Consider the following 15211-nt stretch of genomic DNA (forward strand, 5'->3'; position numbering starts at 1 on the left):
TCCTCCTGATGCAGGTGGATGACATTAACCAGACGGGGCCGGGCTGGCAAGAAATGGGACGCCGGAGTGTGAACCCGGCCAGCTACCAGGGCAGCGATTGGCCATGCAGATCCAGGAAGCTGCCGGACTGGGACGGGGTGAGGGTGCCGATGAGATCCAGCAGACGGGGGGCGACCAGGGCGGGATCCTGCAGCAGGGCAGGATCCCGCTCGTGCAGGAAGGGCTGCTGCATGGGGGTATCCATGAGCCCGGGATGGACGGTGACGACCCCGGCGCCGGGGAAGCGGCTCGCCCACTCCACCGCCAGGATCCGGGCTCCCATGTTGAGGGCCGCCTTGCTCATCCGGTAGCTGTAACGACCAGGTTCGCTCAGGCGACCTGTGCTGCCCAGGCTGCCCGCCAGATCCGAGACGGAGCAGAGCCACAGGCTGGTCGCCGGCCCCATCAGCTGGCTCAGGTTGGCGCCAAGGGCCAGGTGAGGCCAGGCATTGGCCTGCAGGCTCTCGTTGAGCCAGCCCGGCTCCACCTCCTCCACCTGCCGCTCCGGCATGTGGTTGAGATCATAGAGCAGGCCTATGGTGTTGATCACCACAGTCGGCAGGCTCTCCCTGTCATAAAGGGTGAAGAGGGCCTCAAAGGAGAGCGGATCCACCTCCTGCAACGGGAAGTAGCGAGCAGGATCCAGCCCCCTTGGCAACTGCCTGCCCGCCAGTATCCACTCCTGGCCACGATCCGCCAACTCGTGCGCCAGCGCCGTGCCCAACCCGCCACTGCCCAGGATCAGATAGCTCATCTCCACGTCCTTGGATTTGCCCTTTGCTTAGAGGGTATCAGAAGCCCGGCCGGCCGGCTCAGGCCTCTGCCAGATGGCGGCCAAACTCCCGAGCCCGCGCCAAGTCCAGAAAGCCGTCGGCCTGCTTGTGGCTGCGCAGGAACTGGTAGTAGGCGAGCAGGATCACCAGCTCTGCCTCGCCCGGCAGGGGCTGCTCCGGGTGGCGCTCCTGCAGCAGGATCCCCGCCGATGCCAGCGCCTCCCTGTCCACCACCTCGGCCTGACGGTAGAGATAGCCGCAGCCGGTGGCGAGCCACTCCAGGGAGCAGTTCGCCCCCATGGCGATCTGGTTCGCCTTGCCGAGCCCGGGCTCGGCCCCCTTCAGATACTTGCGGATCAAGGCTTCGCTCAGACCCACCTTGCGGGCGAAGGCGCTCACGCTCCCCTCCCCGATCAGACTCTGCAGCCTTTCGGCAAACCCTTCCATCTCTTCCTCCCCAGAACCAAAGTTCGAATTTGCGCGGGGCGCATTATTGCCTTGTCCGCCGGAAGAGACCAAGATGCAGGCAGCATTAATTTCACCTATCCATCGATTCTTCCGCTATCTCCCAAGGAGTCACCATGTCCGTATCCCGCCTCGCCCTGCATCCCGAGGGCCCGACCTTCTCCCGCCTCATCATGGGCTACTGGCGCCTGATGGAGTGGCAGCTCTCCCCCGCGGCCCTGCTGGATCTGATGAAGTACCACCTGGATCTGGGGGTGTCCACAATCGATCACGCCGACATCTACGGCGGCTACCAGTGCGAGGAGGCGTTTGGCCAGGCCCTGCGCCTCGAGCCCTCCCTGCGCAGCCGGATGGAGATCGTCAGCAAGTGCGGCATCGCCCTGACCGCCAAACCCGAGCACGCCCTCAACCACTACAACACCGGCAAGGCACACATCATCGCGAGCGCCGAGGCTTCCTTGCAAAAGCTCGGCACCGACCATCTGGACCTGCTGCTGATCCACCGCCCGGACCCCCTGCTGGATGCGGACGAGGTCGCCGATGCCTTCGTGACCCTGAAGCAGGCGGGCAAGATCAAGCACGCCGGTGTCTCCAACTTCACCGCCCGCCAGTTCGAGCTGCTGCAATCCCGCCTCCCCTTCCCCCTGGTCACCAACCAGCTGGAGATCTCGCCGCTCCACCAGGAAGGGACGCTGGACGGCACCCTGGATCAGTGCCAGCAGCTGCGCATCAGGCCCATGGCCTGGTCCTGCCTCGGTGGCGGCCGGTTGTTCCATGATCCGGCCTTTGGCCCATTGCGCGCCGAGCTCGAGCAGATCCGTCAGGAGGTGGGAGCCCAGACCATGGAACAGGTGGTGTACGCCTGGGTGATGATGTTGCCGAGCCAGCCCCTGCCGCTCATCGGCTCCGGCAAGCGGGAGCGGATCGCCGCCGCCGTGGCGGCCGAGTCCATCCGGCTGAGCCGCCAGCAGTGGTTCCGGATCCGCAAGGCCGCCCTCGGTTACGACGTGCCCTGATCCCGCTTTTTCAGACAAACAAAAACGGCATGGAGAGATCCATGCCGTTTTTCGTTATCGAGACGATTCAACGGTGGCGCTGGGGGCGACCACGAGGAGCATCTGTCTTCGGCTTGGCCTGATTGACGGTGATGGTGCGCCCGCCGACCTCGGTGCCGTGCAACCCGGCGATGGCCTTCTCGGCATCCCCGTTGACCGGCATTTCAATGAAGCCAAACCCCTTGGACTGACCGGTATCCCGGTCGATGATGATATCGACCTTGTCTACCTGTCCAAATTGGCTGAACACGCTTGTCAGTTCGTCGGCCGTCATCCGGTACGACAGATTTCCTACGTAAATCTTCATGCCATCCACTCTCGATTCTAGGTGCCTTATCTATGCATCCACCGACAGGGAAGTAAGGGCACAACCCCCTTGCCGGACCAGCCATGGCATCATGCCGTGGCACTCCTCATCCCACAGCCCAAGTCATTGATCTCTTGGGCTATCGGCACGAGAAAGATCATTTCGAATCAGAGGCAGTATCTGAGCTTTATGGCAAGTTGTCGAGAAAATAGTCAGATCAGGCCGGTTGCAGGCCGGCCAGGATCTCCCCGAGGGCGCGGCGACCATGCCAGGCCCGTTTAAAGCCGAAGCGATAGACACCGGGCGCCACCTCGTGGGTTCCCTCCCGGGTCAGCCGCAACAAGGCGGTGGTCGCGGCCAGGGTGTCGGTATCCAGGGCCAGATCCAGGCTGAAGTCGAGCCACTGTCCGTCGTGGCCCACCTTGCGATCTCGCGTCATCCCCACCAGCGCCGCCCTGGGCAGGGCCAGCGCCTTGTCGTCCCCGCCGTTGAGCAGATACAGGTGTTCATCGTCCCAGGCAAGCTCCGCCAGCCGCCAGCGTTGCCAGTTGCGGGGCAGCACCATCATCAGCAGCACTATGCCCCCAAACACCAGGCCCACCCAGGGCAGCAGCCCCATCTCGGGATAGCCCAGCCAGATGGCCGCCATGACGGTACCAAGGCTCGCCAGCAACAGGCAGATCATGATCCCGTAGAAACGCCGCGCCGGCGGCATCAACCAGTGCAGCCCCGGCCGTGCCGCCAGTTCACTGACTCTCATCTCGCTCTCCTCTCATGGTGATTGGCGCGCATTGTGCGCGAGCCCGCCCTTGTGTTGCAACCCGCAGGCCTGCGGATGACGAGCCTTCCCCTCTGTTGGTATGATTGGGGTTATCTGAGCCCACACTCAAGCCCGCACACCGGGCGCCACAGCCGGACATCCCATGCTCACTACCGCACTCTTGCTCGCCACCAGCACCTTTTTGACCCCGCCTCGAGCCCTCCAGAGCGAGGCGATCGGTGGTTACGCCGCCGGCTGTCTGAGAGGCTCGATGGCCCTCCCCCTGGAGGGGCCCGGTTATCAGGTCATTCGCAGCAAGCGGCTGCGCTATTACGGCCACCCGGACCTCATCCATTATCTGCAGGGGCTGGCGAGCCGGACCAAGATGGCCGGCATGCCGGATCTCTACATCGCCGATCTCGCCATGGCCAGAGGGGGGCCCTTCAGCTCCGGCCATCGCAGCCACCAGACCGGCCTCGATGCCGACATCTGGTTCAGAATGGCCGACAGACCCATCGCCAGGTGGGAGCAGGATGCCCCCAAGGAGTGGGCCCTCATCGACGAACCCAGCTACCGGGTACTGCCGGGGCGCTTCGGACCCCAGCAGCTCAACCTGCTGCGTCTGGCAGCCAAGCAGCCCGAGGTCAACCGCATCTTCATCAACCCCGCGCTCAAGGCCGAAGTGTGCAAACGCGCACCAGACGAGCCCTGGGTTGCCAAGCTGCGGCCCTGGGTCGGCCACTTCAGCCACTTTCACGTGCGCTTGCGCTGCCCGGTTGGCAGCCCGGACTGTCAGCCCCAGGCCCCCATTCCCCCCGGCAACGGCTGCGGCGCCGAGCTGGCCTCCTGGCTCAAAGACAAGCCCCAGTTGCCCAGGGTATCGACGAGCTATCGCGCGCCTACCCTACCGAGTCGTTGTGAGGGCTGACCACAAGCTGGTATGGTGTCAGCGCCGAATTAAATACATCCAATGGAGACAACAAGATGGCCATTTCTCTCTGGCGCAAGACCACCCAGAGCCTGTTGATGTTGACCCTGCTGCTGGGGTTGACCGGATGCGGCATGAACAACATCCCGACCCTGGATGAACAGGTCAAGGCGAGCTGGGGTCAGGTGGAGAACCAGTACCAGCGCCGCGCCGATCTCATTCCCAACCTGGTGGCCACCGTCAAGGGCTATACCAGCCACGAGCAGGAGACCCTCAAGGCGGTGACCGATGCCCGCGCCCGGGTCGGCAGCCTGCAGGTGAGCGACCCCTCCCAGTTGAAGGCGTTTGAAGCCGCCCAGGATCAACTCTCCAGCGCCCTCTCCCGGCTGATGGTGGTGGTGGAACGCTACCCGGATCTCAAGGCGGATCAGCAGTTCCTCACCCTGCAGGCCCAGCTGGAGGGCACAGAGAACCGCATCGCCGTGGCCCGTCGCGACTACATAGAGGCGGTGCGCCAGTTCAATACCGAGATCCGCACCTTCCCGGGGGTCATCTGGTCCAAGCTGCTCTACTCGGATCTCACCGCCAAGCCCAGCTTCAGCGCCAAGCCCGGTGCCGATGAGGCGCCCAAGGTCAGCTTCCAATGAGCCGAACACCCGGCGGGCCCCGGCCTGCGACCCTCACTATCTTGCCCCGTCAGCTGCAGTGGCTCATGCAGGGATTGCTCTGCCTCCTGGCCCTGTGGACGACGGCCCTGCACACCGCCCCCAGCTTCCCCGCACTGAGCGGCCGGGTGGTGGACGAGGCGAACCTGATGTCCCGCAAGCAGGCCCACCAGCTGACCCAGCAACTGGCGGCATTCGAGAAGCGCAGCGGCGTCCAGCTGGTGGTGGTCTCCATCGACAGCCTGGAGGGTGACACCATCGAAGAGTACGGTTACCAGCTTGGCCGCCACTGGGGCATAGGCCAGAAGGGCAAAGACAACGGCGTGCTGCTGCTGATCGCCCAGGATGAACGCAAGGTGCGCATAGAGGTGGGCTATGGCCTGGAAGGGGCCCTGCCCGACGCTATCGCCGCCAACATCATCCAGACCCGGATCCTGCCCGCCTTCAAGCGCGGCGACATGGTGGCCGGCATAGTCGCCGGCAGCCAGGGCATCATGCAGGCCCTGGCCGGGGAGTATCAGCCCCGTGACACCGCCAAGCAGGAGAAGGGGGGCGGCCCCTGGCTGTTCATCCTGGTGGTGATCGCCATGATCATCTTGCACAACCTGCGAGGCGGTGGTGGCGGCTCAGGTGGCCGTCGCCGGGCCGCCTATCTGGCCGGTGGCTTAGGGGCCGGGCGCCCCGGCGGCGGGTTCGGTGGCGGCGGTTTTAGCGGTGGTGGTGGTAGTTTCGGTGGCGGCGGCGCCTCCGGTGGCTGGTAATCGAGGAGCAAGAGATAACACGATGATTTCGAAACAGTTCTATCACACCTTGCAGGCCAGGGTGCGGCAAGCCGAACAGGCAACGGACGCTGAGCTCGTGACAGTGCTGGCCCCGGCCAGCGATGGTTACCGCTATATTCCGACCCTCTGGGCCGCCCTGCTGGCCATGCTCACCCCGCTGCTGGTGTTCCAGCTCGGCTTCTGGCTCGGCTGGTACGAGATCCTGCTGGTGCAGTGGTCGGTCTGGCTGCTGTTGAGCCTGCTGTTCCACTGGACCCCCATCAAGATGCGGCTCATTCCCAAGAAGGTGCGCCAGCATCGCGCCGCCCTGATGGCACGCCTGCAATTTGTCGAGCAGGGGCTGCACCGCACCCGGGACCGGCTGGGGGTGCTGATCTTCGTCTCGGTGGCGGAGCATTATGTGGAGATCCTGGTGGACGACGGCATCGCCCAGCACATCGACAACGCCCAGTGGCAGGAGATCATCGACGACTTCGTGGTGCGGGTGCGCAACAAGGAGGTCGAACAGGGCTTCCTCGAATGTGTGGAGCGCACCAGTGACATCCTGACCGATGCCTTCCCGGCCACCCGGGATCAGAACGAGCTGCCGGACAGCCTGATCATCCTGGACAAGCCCTGATCGGGCTTAAAAAACCGGCATTCTGCTCACTGGATAGGCATTCGATAAAGATCATGAAAAATAAGGGGAAAAGTGATTGACCCAGGTCCGGCTTTCCCCTACATTACGCCCCGTTCCAGCGCAACGGCGCAACGAACCCCGTGGTGATTGGACACGTTAAACAGCAGTCGAAAATTTGGTGAGGTGTCCGAGTGGCTGAAGGAGCACGCCTGGAAAGTGTGTATACGGCAACGTATCGAGGGTTCGAATCCCTCCCTCACCGCCAAATTAGAAAAACCGACCTCAGGGTCGGTTTTTTTGCTTTTCAAGCCGGCATGAATCTCCGATGCCGCAGAGGAGGGGTGAGAACCCTCGCCGGGTTTGAGCAGAGCGGCTCGCCGCGATGAACGTCCGCAGGCCGCCCCGAAGGGGTGAGCCACGCAGTGGCGAATCATCCCTCCCTCACCGCCAAATAAAACAAAAAGGCCTGTCTTGCGACAGGCCTTTTTGTTTTATCCGATGATGGGTGACTCGGTGCGAATCCTGGTTCGACAGGAGGGCAGGATAGCCCTCCTGGACAGCCACAGGCTGCCCGCAGGGCGAGCGCTAGGGAAGGCGCGAGTCAATCCCGACTCCGCCAAATTAGAAAAACCGACCTCAGGGTCGGTTTTTTGCTTTCCGGCTCTCTCCCGCTGACATAGCCCCCTTCCCCGGCCCTTATTACCCTCCTCTTCCCTGCCCGTTCTCTACCTCTCCCTGCCTTAGCCAACCACCTTCCCAAGGCGCCATCTGTGGCGGATCCCTCAGGCAAGCCGATGAGGCTTCGCCCAGGAGCTATGCTTTTGGTCGCCCATGGAGGGAAGCCTTCGGCATCAGCCCGGCTGCCTCCTGGCGATCACACCTTTATTCAACAGGAGATAAAGCGATGAGCGAGCAACCCACCATAGTCCTGGTGCACGGCTTCTGGGGCGGCGCGGCGCACTGGGGCAAGGTCATAGTGGCGTTATCACAGCGGGGCTTCACCAAGCTGAAGGCGGTGGAGCTGCCCCTCACCTCCCTGGCCGATGACGCCGAGCGAACCCGCAAGATGGTGGCCCAGCAGAGCGGTCCTGTGCTGCTCGTCGGCCACTCCTACGGCGGGGCCGTCATCACGGAGGCGGGCAACCTGCCCAACGTGATCGGCCTGGTCTATGTCGCGGCCTTCGCCCCGGATGCCGGCGAAAGCCCGGGCGCCCTCACCCAGAGCCTGCCGCCCGCAGCCATGGCCAACATAGCGCCCGACAGCGACGGCTACCTCTGGATAGTGGCGGACAAGTTTCACGAGAGTTTCTGCCAGGACTTGACCCCGGAGGAGGCGCTGGTGATGGCGGTGACCCAGAAGGCGCCGCTGGGGGGCACCTTTGGCAACAACATCACGGCGCCGGCCTGGAAGAAAAAACCAAGCTGGTATCAGATATCCAGCGAAGATCGCATGATCCACCCGGACAATCAGCAAAAAATGGCGTCGCGCATCGCACCGCGCAAGACGGTGACGCTGGCGGCCAGCCATGCCTCCCTCGCCTCGCGAGCGGACGAGGTGGCATCCCTCATCGCGGAGGCGGCCAGCTAGGCTGGTTGAAGGAGATCGGTGGATCCCCGCGGCGCCCCAGGGGGACTCGGGGATCCGCTGGCACGGACAGGCTCCGCAGCCTGACCAGGTCGATCACAGGTTTTGACCTCTCCTCCCTGGCCCTATCCCCTGTTAGGGCCTCTTCCTCAGTGACTGGTGTCAAACGCACACTACCACTCGCCCCATCAAGGCCCTCATGATCCCGCCACCTTGGCCGAAACAGGAGAGACGGATCCATGATTTCGAGCCGTCCGATATTGCTCATCGATTGGATTTCATTTTGAAAAACTGATAGTTAAGTGGCTACACTAGCCACATTCAACGCATAGGGACATGGACACATGAGTCTGATCGGTTTGCTGTTAGCCTTGGCAGCCATTTTGGGTGGCAACCTGATTGAGGGGGGTCATCCCAGCGCCCTTCTCGATCTGCCCGCCTTCCTCATCGTGATCGGAGGAACCGTGGGCGCCGCCCTGACCCAGTTCCCCTTCTCCGTGGTCGGCAAGACGTTCAAACGCTTCAAGTGGCTGATCAGCCCGCTGCGCATCGACATGCTGGAGCAGGCCCAATTGCTGGAGACCCTGGCGGGCAACGCACGGCGCAGCGGCATGCTGGCCCTGGAGGGCATGATCGACGACATCAAGGATCCCTTCCTGCAAAAAGGGGTGCAGATGATGGTCGACGGCTATGAGAAGACCAAGATCCACGAGGTGCTGGAAAACGAAATAGAGTTCGAGCAGGAAGATCTCGAGCAGACCGCCAAATTCTACGAGGCCATGGGGGGTTACTGCCCCACCATGGGCATAGTCGGCGCCGTGTTCGGCCTGATCCACGCCATGGGACTGCTCGATCAGCCGGACAAGCTGGGGGGCGCCATCGCGGTGGCCTTCGTCGCCACCATCTACGGGGTCGGTGCCGCCAACCTCATCTTCCTGCCGTTCGGCAACCGCTACAAAGGCTTCGCCCACCAGATCCGCCACTACAAGGAGATGACCCTGACCGGCATCCTCTGCATCGTGGACGGTGAATCCCAACAGCGGCTGCAAGTGACCCTTGAACCCTACCTTGGAGGTCATGGTGGCCAAAAAGAAAAAGGCTGAGGCACCGGAGAACCATGAACGCTGGCTGGTCTCCTATGCCGACTTCATGACCCTGCTGTTCGCCCTCTTCGTGGTGCTCTACTCCTTCGCCATGGCCAAGCAGTCGGAGACCCGGGTGCTGATCCAGGGCTTCATCGAATCCCTTGGCAAGATCGGCCTCATCTCCATGCCCGCCGGCTCCCCGGTGATGCAGGGGGGCACCGGCATCCTGGAGCCCGAGTCCAAGACCACCCCGGGCACCTCCCAGAAGGAGCAGGTGCTGGACACCCAGACCCCGGCCGCCGCCTCGGATCCCTTCAACGAGACCATAGGTGCCTCGGAGAAGCCTACAGCGACCGAATCCTGGCCCCACAAGACCAAGGAGCAGGACTGGGCCGTCGCCACCAAGCAGAAGCTGGAACAGCAGCTCAAGAGCCAGATCGAATCCAAGGAGATCGAGGTGGAGCAGCTCGGCAGCCAGCTGGTGATCCGCATCGGTGAGCAGACCCTGTTCCCAGCAGACTCCGCCTTCCTGCAGCCCCAGTTCATCCCCCTGGTGAACAAGGTCTCGGACGTGCTGGCGGACATCCCCGGCAAGGTGGTCGTCACCGGTCATACCGACAACTCCCAGGCGCCGGTGGAACTCTATCGCAACAACTGGGAGCTGTCGGTGCTGCGGGCGGCCACCATAGTGCACACCCTGCTCACCAACCCCAAGCTGGACTCCCGCCGGGTGGTGGCACAGGGGGCCGCCGATACCCAACCTCGCTATCCCAACGACACCCCGGCCCACCGTCAGGCGAACCGGCGGGTGGAGATAGTGCTCTCCCAGGGCAATGCCGCCGAGCAGTCCCTCCCCCTGCTCAAACCCTGATCAGCACACGAACACCATGTGATCAGGATGTTAATATCCATCGAGTGAACAACCCCGCCATGCGGGGTTGTTCGTTTTTCCGATTAGTTTATTTTTCCGCCAAATCAACTCAATCCGCCCTCTCGTAAAAGCGATTGAAAATGATTCTCAAATGAGAAAATTGACCTCGCTAGCAAAACACGATTTTCCTCCCACTGATTAATAATTAATCCTTTGAAATGACATGTAAATCAGTACGGAAGTGGCATAATACGTAACACCCTTGTTAAGTCACATGATTAATTCGGTTAGGGAAAACCTATATGTTTGCTGATATTGCTGTCCAGCATTGGGCCTTTGCTGTTTATGTCATTGGGGCCATCTGTATCTGCCTGACCATGATTGGTCTCGCCGCCCTGTTGGGAGGTCGAGCCTACGGCCGCGCCAAGAACAAACCCTTCGAATCCGGTGTCGACTCCGTCGGCAATGCCCGTCTGCGCTTCTCCGCCAAGTTCTACCTGGTCGCCATGTTCTTCGTCATCTTCGACGTCGAGGCACTCTATCTGTTCGCCTGGTCCGTCTCCGTGCGGGAGACCGGCTGGGTCGGCTTCATCGAAGCCGCCATCTTTATCACCCTGCTGCTGGTCGGGCTCATCTACCTGTGGCGCATCGGGGCCCTCGACTGGGCACCGAAGAAACCTGTCCTGACTGACAAGAAGCCAGACTGATTTACCGATTATCCCTTTGAGGTTGCACCATGAAGTACACCCTGACCCGGATTGACCCGGATGCGCCCGTTGAGCGCTACCCCCAGGAACAGCGCCAGACCGTCGAGGATCCCCTAGCCCAAGAGGCCTCGCGGGGCATCATGATCGGGCGCCTCGAAGAGGTGCTGCAAGACACCGTCAACTGGGGTCGCAAGAACTCCCTCTGGCCCTACAACTTCGGCATCTCCTGCTGCTACGTGGAGATGTGTACCGCCTTCACCTCCCCCCACGACGTGGCCCGTTTCGGCGCCGAGGTCATCCGGGCCTCACCGCGACAGGCGGACTTCATGGTGATCGCTGGCACCCCCTTCATCAAGATGGCGCCCGTCATCCAGCGCCTGTATGAACAGCTGCTCGAACCCAAGTGGGTCATCTCCATGGGGGCCTGTGCCAATTCGGGCGGCATGTACGACATCTACTCCGTGGTGCAGGGCGTGGACAAGTTCCTGCCGGTTGACGTCTATATCCCGGGCTGCCCGCCTCGTCCCGAGGCCTTCTTGCAGGCATTGATGCTGCTGCAGGACTCCATCGGCAAGGAACGCCGCCCTCTCTCCTGGGTGGTCGGCGATCAGGGGATCTACCGTCCCCAGATGCAGGCCGAGAAGGAGCGCAAGCGCGGCGAGCGGATCAACGTCACCAACCTGCGCACGCCGGATGAGATCTGACCATGAAACTGACTCGAGAATTCCCCAATAACTACACCATGGCCCAGTGGCAACCTTCCGATCATGCCGATGCCCAGGTGGTCGGTGAGCTGTTCGCCCACTTCGGCGCCGAGCGTTTCACCGTCCAGAGCACCCGCACCGGTGTGCCGGTGATCTGGCTCTCCCGCGAGCTGCTGCTGGACGTGATGGGCTTCCTGCGCAAGCTCCCCTCTCCCTTCGTGATGCTGTTCGATCTCAGCGCCACCGACGAGCGGATGCGCAGCCAACGCCACGGCCTGCCCGAGAGCGACTTCACCGTCTTCTATCACCTCATCTCCATCGACCGTAACGCCGACGTGATGCTGAAGGTGCCCCTCAAGGAGGGCGATCTCAACCTGCCCACCGTCAGCCGCCACTTCCCGAACGCCAACTGGTATGAGCGGGAGGTGTGGGATCTGATGGGGATCACCTTCGACGGTCACCCCCACCTGACCCGCATCATGATGCCCAAGAGCTGGCAGGGTCACCCCCTGCGCAAGGACTACCCGGCGCGGGCCACCGAGTTCGATCCCTTCATGCTCGATGCGGTCAAACAGGATCAGGAGCAGGACAACCTGCTGTTCAAGCCCGAAGAGTGGGGCATGGCCCGGGGCAACGAGAACGAAGACTACATGTTCTTGAACCTGGGGCCGAACCACCCCTCCGCCCACGGTGCCTTCCGCCTGGTGCTGCAGCTCGACGGGGAAGAGATCCGCGACTGCGTGCCCGACATCGGCTATCACCACCGTGGTGCCGAGAAGATGGGCGAACGCCAGTCCTGGCACAGTTACATCCCCTACACCGACCGGGTCGAGTACTTGGGCGGCGTGATGAACAACCTGCCCTATGTGCTGGCGGTCGAGAAGCTGGCGGGTATCAAGGTGCCCAACCGGGTCGACATGATCCGGGTGATGCTGGCGGAGCTGTTCCGCATCCAGAGCCACCTCTTGTTCATCGGCACCTATATCCAGGACGTGGGGGCCATGACCCCGGTCTTCTTCACCTTCACCGACCGCCAGCGGATCTACACCATCATCGAGGCCATCACGGGCGCGCGCATGCACCCGGCCTGGTTCCGCATCGGCGGCGTGGCACACGATCTGCCCCAGGGCTGGGCTCGCCTCATCCAGGACAACCTGCTGAGCTGGCTGCCCAAGCGGTTGATGGAGTATGAAAAGGCCGCCATGCGCAACAGCATTCTGCGCGGTCGCACCATAGGCGTCGCTGCCTACAATACCGAGCAGGCCCTGGCCTGGGGCACCACTGGGGGCGGTTTGCGCGCCACCGGCCTCAACTTCGACGTGCGCAAGTGGCGCCCCTATTCCGGCTATGATCAGTTCGAGTTCGAGGTGCCGGTCGGCGCCAACGGTGATGCCTATGATCGCGCCCTAGTGCGCATCGAGGAGATGCGCCAGAGCATGCGCATCATAGAGCAGTGCATGAAGAACATGCCGGAAGGCCCGTTCAAGGCGGATCACCCCCTCACCACGCCGCCGCCCAAAGAGCGCACCCTGCAGGACATCGAGACCCTGATCACCCACTTCCTGCAAGTGTCCTGGGGCCCGGTCATGCCGGCCGCCGAGTCCTTCCAGATGATAGAGGCGACCAAGGGGATCAACAGTTATTACCTGACCAGCGACGGCTCCACCATGAGCTACCGGACCCGGATCCGCACCCCGAGCTTCGCCCACCTGCAGCAGATCCCCTCGGTGATCCGCGGCCAGATGGTGTCGGATCTCATCGTCTACCTGGGCAGTATCGATTTCGTTATGTCGGATGTAGATCGTTAAGTCCTCGCCGTGCCCCCAGGGGGGCGCGACGGGACAAGAAGAATAAGCGACAGAAGGTCAAGTCATGAGCCAACAATGTCAGTGCCAAAACAACTCATCCCCAGCGGGACAAGGCCAGTGTCAGGGCAAGGGAGACGGACTCGTCCCCGGGCAACAGGACGGCTTCGTCCTGAGCCAGGCCGAGCGCGAGGCCATCTTGCATGAGATACATCACTACGAAGATCCCCGTGCCGCCAGCATAGAAGCGCTCAAGATAGTGCAGCAGGCCCGCGGCTGGGTACCGGACGGTGCTATCCATGCCATCGCCACCGAGCTCGGCATCCCCGCCAGCGACGTGGAGGGGGTCGCCACTTTCTATAGCCAGATCTTCCGCCAGCCGGTGGGTCGCCACATCATTCGCGTCTGCGACAGCATGGTCTGCTACATCAATGGCCACGAGCAGCTGCTGGCCGGCCTCAAAGAGGTGATGAACCTGGCTCCGGGCCAGACCTCGGCGGACGGTCGCTTCACCCTGCTGCCGGTCTGCTGCCTCGGCAACTGCGACAAGGGGCCGGCGCTGATGATAGACGACGACACCTATGGCGGCCTCGATGCCGTCAGCCTGCTCAAGACCCTGGAGGCCTACCCATGAGCCTGCAGCCCACCAAGCGTCTCGCCTCCCTCGGCACCGCCAACCGCATCGCCCGTGCGGCCGAGACTCATCCCCTCACCTGGCGTCTGCGGGACGACGGTCAGCCGGTCTGGCTGGAGGAGTACCAGTCCAAGCAGGGCTACGAGGCCGCCCGCAAGGCGCTGGGCCAGATGAGCCCTGACGAGATCGTCAGCACCGTCAAGGATGCGGGCCTCAAGGGCCGCGGCGGCGCCGGCTTCTCCACCGGGGTGAAGTGGGGCCTGATGCCCAAAGACGAGAGCATGAACATCCGTTACCTGCTCTGCAACGCCGACGAGATGGAGCCGAACACCTGGAAGGATCGGCTGCTGATGGAGCAGCTCCCCCACCTGCTGATCGAGGGGATGATCATCTCGGCCCGGGCCCTCAAGGCCTACCGGGGCTACATCTTCCTGCGCGGTGAATACGTGGACGCCGCCGCCCACCTGCGCCGTGCGGTGGAAGAGGCCAAGGCAGCGGGTCTGCTCGGCAAGAACATTCTGGGCTCGGGCTTTGACTTCGAGCTGTTCGTCCACACCGGCGCTGGCCGTTACATCTGTGGCGAGGAGACGGCCCTCATCAACTCCCTGGAAGGGCGCCGCGCCAACCCGCGCGCCAAGCCCCCCTTCCCCGCCGTCTCCGGCGTCTGGGGCAAGCCGACCTGCGTCAACAACGTCGAGACCCTGTGCAACGTACCCGCCATCATCGGCAACGGCGTGGCCTGGTACCAGGGGCTGGCGCTGCCGGGCTCGGAGGATCACGGCACCAAGCTGATGGGCTTCTCCGGCAAGGTCAACAACCCGGGACTGTGGGAGCTGCCCTTTGGCATCACGGCCCGCGAACTGTTTGAAAACTACGCCGGCGGCATGAAGCCCGGCTATCGCCTGAAGGCCTGGCAGCCGGGGGGCGCCGGTACCGGCTTCCTGCTGCCCGAGCACCTGGACGCCCAGATGTATGCGGGTGGCATCGGCAAGGTCGGTACCCGCATGGGCACGGGCCTCGCCATGGCGGTGGATGACAGCATCAACATGGTCTCCCTGCTGCGCAACATGGAGGAGTTCTTCGCCCGGGAATCCTGTGGCTGGTGCACCCCCTGCCGTGACGGCCTGCCCTGGAGCGTCAAGCTGCTGCGGGCGCTGGAACGGGGCGAGGGTCAACCCGGCGATCTCGACACCCTGGCCCAGCTGTGCAACTTCCTCGGCCCGGGCAAGACCTTCTGCGCCCATGCGCCCGGGGCCGTCGAGCCCCTTGGCAGTGCGATGAAGTATTTCAGATCCGAATTCGAGGCCGGCGTCAAAGGCCATGGGGACAATCGCAAGCTGCTCAAGGGGATCCAACCCAATCTGCTGAGCGAGCGCTGGTAACGGCCGTTACTCGGCGACGCGCATTGCGCTGCACGTTTTATCTAA

General features: G+C 62.9%; 17 protein-coding genes, 1 tRNA gene and 1 other RNA gene. 15 read left to right on the forward strand and 4 right to left on the reverse strand.

Features of this window, described 5'->3' with window-relative positions:
- Nucleotides 1-82: 82 nt before the first annotated feature.
- Entirely contained in the window at nt 83-793 is a 711-nt protein-coding gene (locus tag ACT5M9_RS02280) for a Rossmann-fold NAD(P)-binding domain-containing protein (RefSeq protein ID WP_438548386.1), read from the reverse strand.
- A gap of 58 nt (nt 794-851) precedes the next feature.
- Entirely contained in the window at nt 852-1259 is a 408-nt protein-coding gene (locus ACT5M9_RS02285) for an XRE family transcriptional regulator (protein ID WP_457978259.1), read from the reverse strand.
- 134 nt (nt 1260-1393) lie between these two features.
- Here ACT5M9_RS02285 and ACT5M9_RS02290 point away from each other — a divergent pair, with 134 nt between their 5' ends.
- Nucleotides 1394-2293: an aldo/keto reductase gene (locus ACT5M9_RS02290; RefSeq protein ID WP_457978257.1), complete on the forward strand. Its 900-nt coding sequence runs from the start codon at nt 1394-1396 to the stop codon at nt 2291-2293.
- Between the two features lie 67 nt (nt 2294-2360).
- On the opposite strand, the gene rbp is transcribed toward ACT5M9_RS02290, so the two are convergent.
- Nucleotides 2361-2639: an RNA-binding regulator gene (gene rbp / locus ACT5M9_RS02295; RefSeq protein WP_438548389.1), complete on the reverse strand. Its 279-nt coding sequence runs from the start codon at nt 2637-2639 to the stop codon at nt 2361-2363.
- A 217-nt stretch (nt 2640-2856) separates the two neighbouring features.
- Complete coding sequence (locus tag ACT5M9_RS02300; RefSeq protein ID WP_457978256.1) at nt 2857-3399, reverse strand: hypothetical protein; 543 nt, start codon at nt 3397-3399, stop codon at nt 2857-2859.
- Nucleotides 3400-3562: 163 nt separating this feature from the next.
- On the opposite strand from ACT5M9_RS02300, the gene mepA reads away from it, so the two are divergent.
- The 14 genes from mepA (at nt 3563) to nuoF (ending at nt 15166) form a co-directional block, all read left to right on the forward strand.
- Entirely contained in the window at nt 3563-4327 is a 765-nt protein-coding gene (gene mepA / locus ACT5M9_RS02305) for a penicillin-insensitive murein endopeptidase (protein WP_457978254.1), read from the forward strand.
- A gap of 56 nt (nt 4328-4383) precedes the next feature.
- A complete protein-coding gene (locus ACT5M9_RS02310; protein WP_457978253.1) occupies nt 4384-4974 on the forward strand; it encodes a LemA family protein in 591 nt (196 codons plus the stop codon).
- A gap of 65 nt (nt 4975-5039) precedes the next feature.
- Nucleotides 5040-5753 (forward strand): TPM domain-containing protein, encoded by a 714-nt coding sequence (locus ACT5M9_RS02315; protein WP_457980528.1) that lies wholly within the window; start codon nt 5040-5042, stop codon nt 5751-5753.
- Nucleotides 5754-5775: 22 nt separating this feature from the next.
- Complete coding sequence (locus ACT5M9_RS02320) at nt 5776-6393, forward strand: TPM domain-containing protein (protein WP_438548393.1); 618 nt, start codon at nt 5776-5778, stop codon at nt 6391-6393.
- 177 nt (nt 6394-6570) lie between these two features.
- Nucleotides 6571-6658 (forward strand) — tRNA-Ser (locus tag ACT5M9_RS02325).
- Between the two features lie 55 nt (nt 6659-6713).
- A non-coding RNA gene (locus ACT5M9_RS02330) (RtT sRNA) lies at nt 6714-6843 on the forward strand.
- 454 nt (nt 6844-7297) lie between these two features.
- Entirely contained in the window at nt 7298-7981 is a 684-nt protein-coding gene (locus tag ACT5M9_RS02335) for an alpha/beta hydrolase (RefSeq protein WP_457978251.1), read from the forward strand.
- Nucleotides 7982-8322: 341 nt separating this feature from the next.
- A complete protein-coding gene (locus tag ACT5M9_RS02340; RefSeq protein ID WP_438548395.1) occupies nt 8323-9081 on the forward strand; it encodes a flagellar motor protein in 759 nt (252 codons plus the stop codon).
- Entirely contained in the window at nt 9056-9934 is an 879-nt protein-coding gene (locus ACT5M9_RS02345; protein ID WP_438548396.1) for a flagellar motor protein MotB, read from the forward strand. Before ACT5M9_RS02340 ends, ACT5M9_RS02345 begins: the two co-directional genes overlap by 26 nt.
- Before the next feature lie 302 nt (nt 9935-10236).
- Complete coding sequence (locus tag ACT5M9_RS02350; protein ID WP_438548397.1) at nt 10237-10641, forward strand: NADH-quinone oxidoreductase subunit A; 405 nt, start codon at nt 10237-10239, stop codon at nt 10639-10641.
- Nucleotides 10642-10670: 29 nt separating this feature from the next.
- The gene (locus ACT5M9_RS02355; protein WP_042640748.1) at nt 10671-11345 is read left to right on the forward strand and encodes a NuoB/complex I 20 kDa subunit family protein; all 675 of its coding nucleotides are present in this window, start codon (nt 10671-10673) and stop codon (nt 11343-11345) included.
- Between the two features lie 2 nt (nt 11346-11347).
- Entirely contained in the window at nt 11348-13153 is a 1806-nt protein-coding gene (nuoC, locus tag ACT5M9_RS02360; protein ID WP_457978249.1) for an NADH-quinone oxidoreductase subunit C/D, read from the forward strand.
- Between the two features lie 64 nt (nt 13154-13217).
- Nucleotides 13218-13784 carry an NADH-quinone oxidoreductase subunit NuoE gene (nuoE, locus tag ACT5M9_RS02365; RefSeq protein ID WP_457978247.1) on the forward strand — a complete coding sequence of 189 codons (567 nt, stop codon included), beginning with the start codon at nt 13218-13220 and terminating at the stop codon, nt 13782-13784.
- Nucleotides 13781-15166 carry an NADH-quinone oxidoreductase subunit NuoF gene (nuoF, locus tag ACT5M9_RS02370; protein ID WP_438548400.1) on the forward strand — a complete coding sequence of 462 codons (1386 nt, stop codon included), beginning with the start codon at nt 13781-13783 and terminating at the stop codon, nt 15164-15166. Before nuoE ends, nuoF begins: the two co-directional genes overlap by 4 nt.
- Nucleotides 15167-15211 lie beyond the last annotated feature (45 nt).

The sequence above is a fragment of the Aeromonas sp. AE23HZ002T15 genome, from assembly GCF_054165525.2.

Coding starts and splice junctions, on each gene's coding strand:
- ACT5M9_RS02280 (WP_438548386.1), bottom strand. CDS start 793: ATGAGCTATCTGATCCTGGGCAGTGGCGGGTTGGGCACGGCGCTGGCG.
- ACT5M9_RS02285 (WP_457978259.1), bottom strand. CDS start 1,259: ATGGAAGGGTTTGCCGAAAGGCTGCAGAGTCTGATCGGGGAGGGGAGC.
- ACT5M9_RS02290 (WP_457978257.1), top strand. CDS start 1,394: ATGTCCGTATCCCGCCTCGCCCTGCATCCCGAGGGCCCGACCTTCTCC.
- rbp (WP_438548389.1), bottom strand. CDS start 2,639: ATGAAGATTTACGTAGGAAATCTGTCGTACCGGATGACGGCCGACGAA.
- ACT5M9_RS02300 (WP_457978256.1), bottom strand. CDS start 3,399: ATGAGAGTCAGTGAACTGGCGGCACGGCCGGGGCTGCACTGGTTGATG.
- mepA (WP_457978254.1), top strand. CDS start 3,563: ATGCTCACTACCGCACTCTTGCTCGCCACCAGCACCTTTTTGACCCCG.
- ACT5M9_RS02310 (WP_457978253.1), top strand. CDS start 4,384: ATGGCCATTTCTCTCTGGCGCAAGACCACCCAGAGCCTGTTGATGTTG.
- ACT5M9_RS02315 (WP_457980528.1), top strand. CDS start 5,040: ATGCAGGGATTGCTCTGCCTCCTGGCCCTGTGGACGACGGCCCTGCAC.
- ACT5M9_RS02320 (WP_438548393.1), top strand. CDS start 5,776: ATGATTTCGAAACAGTTCTATCACACCTTGCAGGCCAGGGTGCGGCAA.
- ACT5M9_RS02335 (WP_457978251.1), top strand. CDS start 7,298: ATGAGCGAGCAACCCACCATAGTCCTGGTGCACGGCTTCTGGGGCGGC.
- ACT5M9_RS02340 (WP_438548395.1), top strand. CDS start 8,323: ATGAGTCTGATCGGTTTGCTGTTAGCCTTGGCAGCCATTTTGGGTGGC.
- ACT5M9_RS02345 (WP_438548396.1), top strand. CDS start 9,056: ATGGTGGCCAAAAAGAAAAAGGCTGAGGCACCGGAGAACCATGAACGC.
- ACT5M9_RS02350 (WP_438548397.1), top strand. CDS start 10,237: ATGTTTGCTGATATTGCTGTCCAGCATTGGGCCTTTGCTGTTTATGTC.
- ACT5M9_RS02355 (WP_042640748.1), top strand. CDS start 10,671: ATGAAGTACACCCTGACCCGGATTGACCCGGATGCGCCCGTTGAGCGC.
- nuoC (WP_457978249.1), top strand. CDS start 11,348: ATGAAACTGACTCGAGAATTCCCCAATAACTACACCATGGCCCAGTGG.
- nuoE (WP_457978247.1), top strand. CDS start 13,218: ATGAGCCAACAATGTCAGTGCCAAAACAACTCATCCCCAGCGGGACAA.
- nuoF (WP_438548400.1), top strand. CDS start 13,781: ATGAGCCTGCAGCCCACCAAGCGTCTCGCCTCCCTCGGCACCGCCAAC.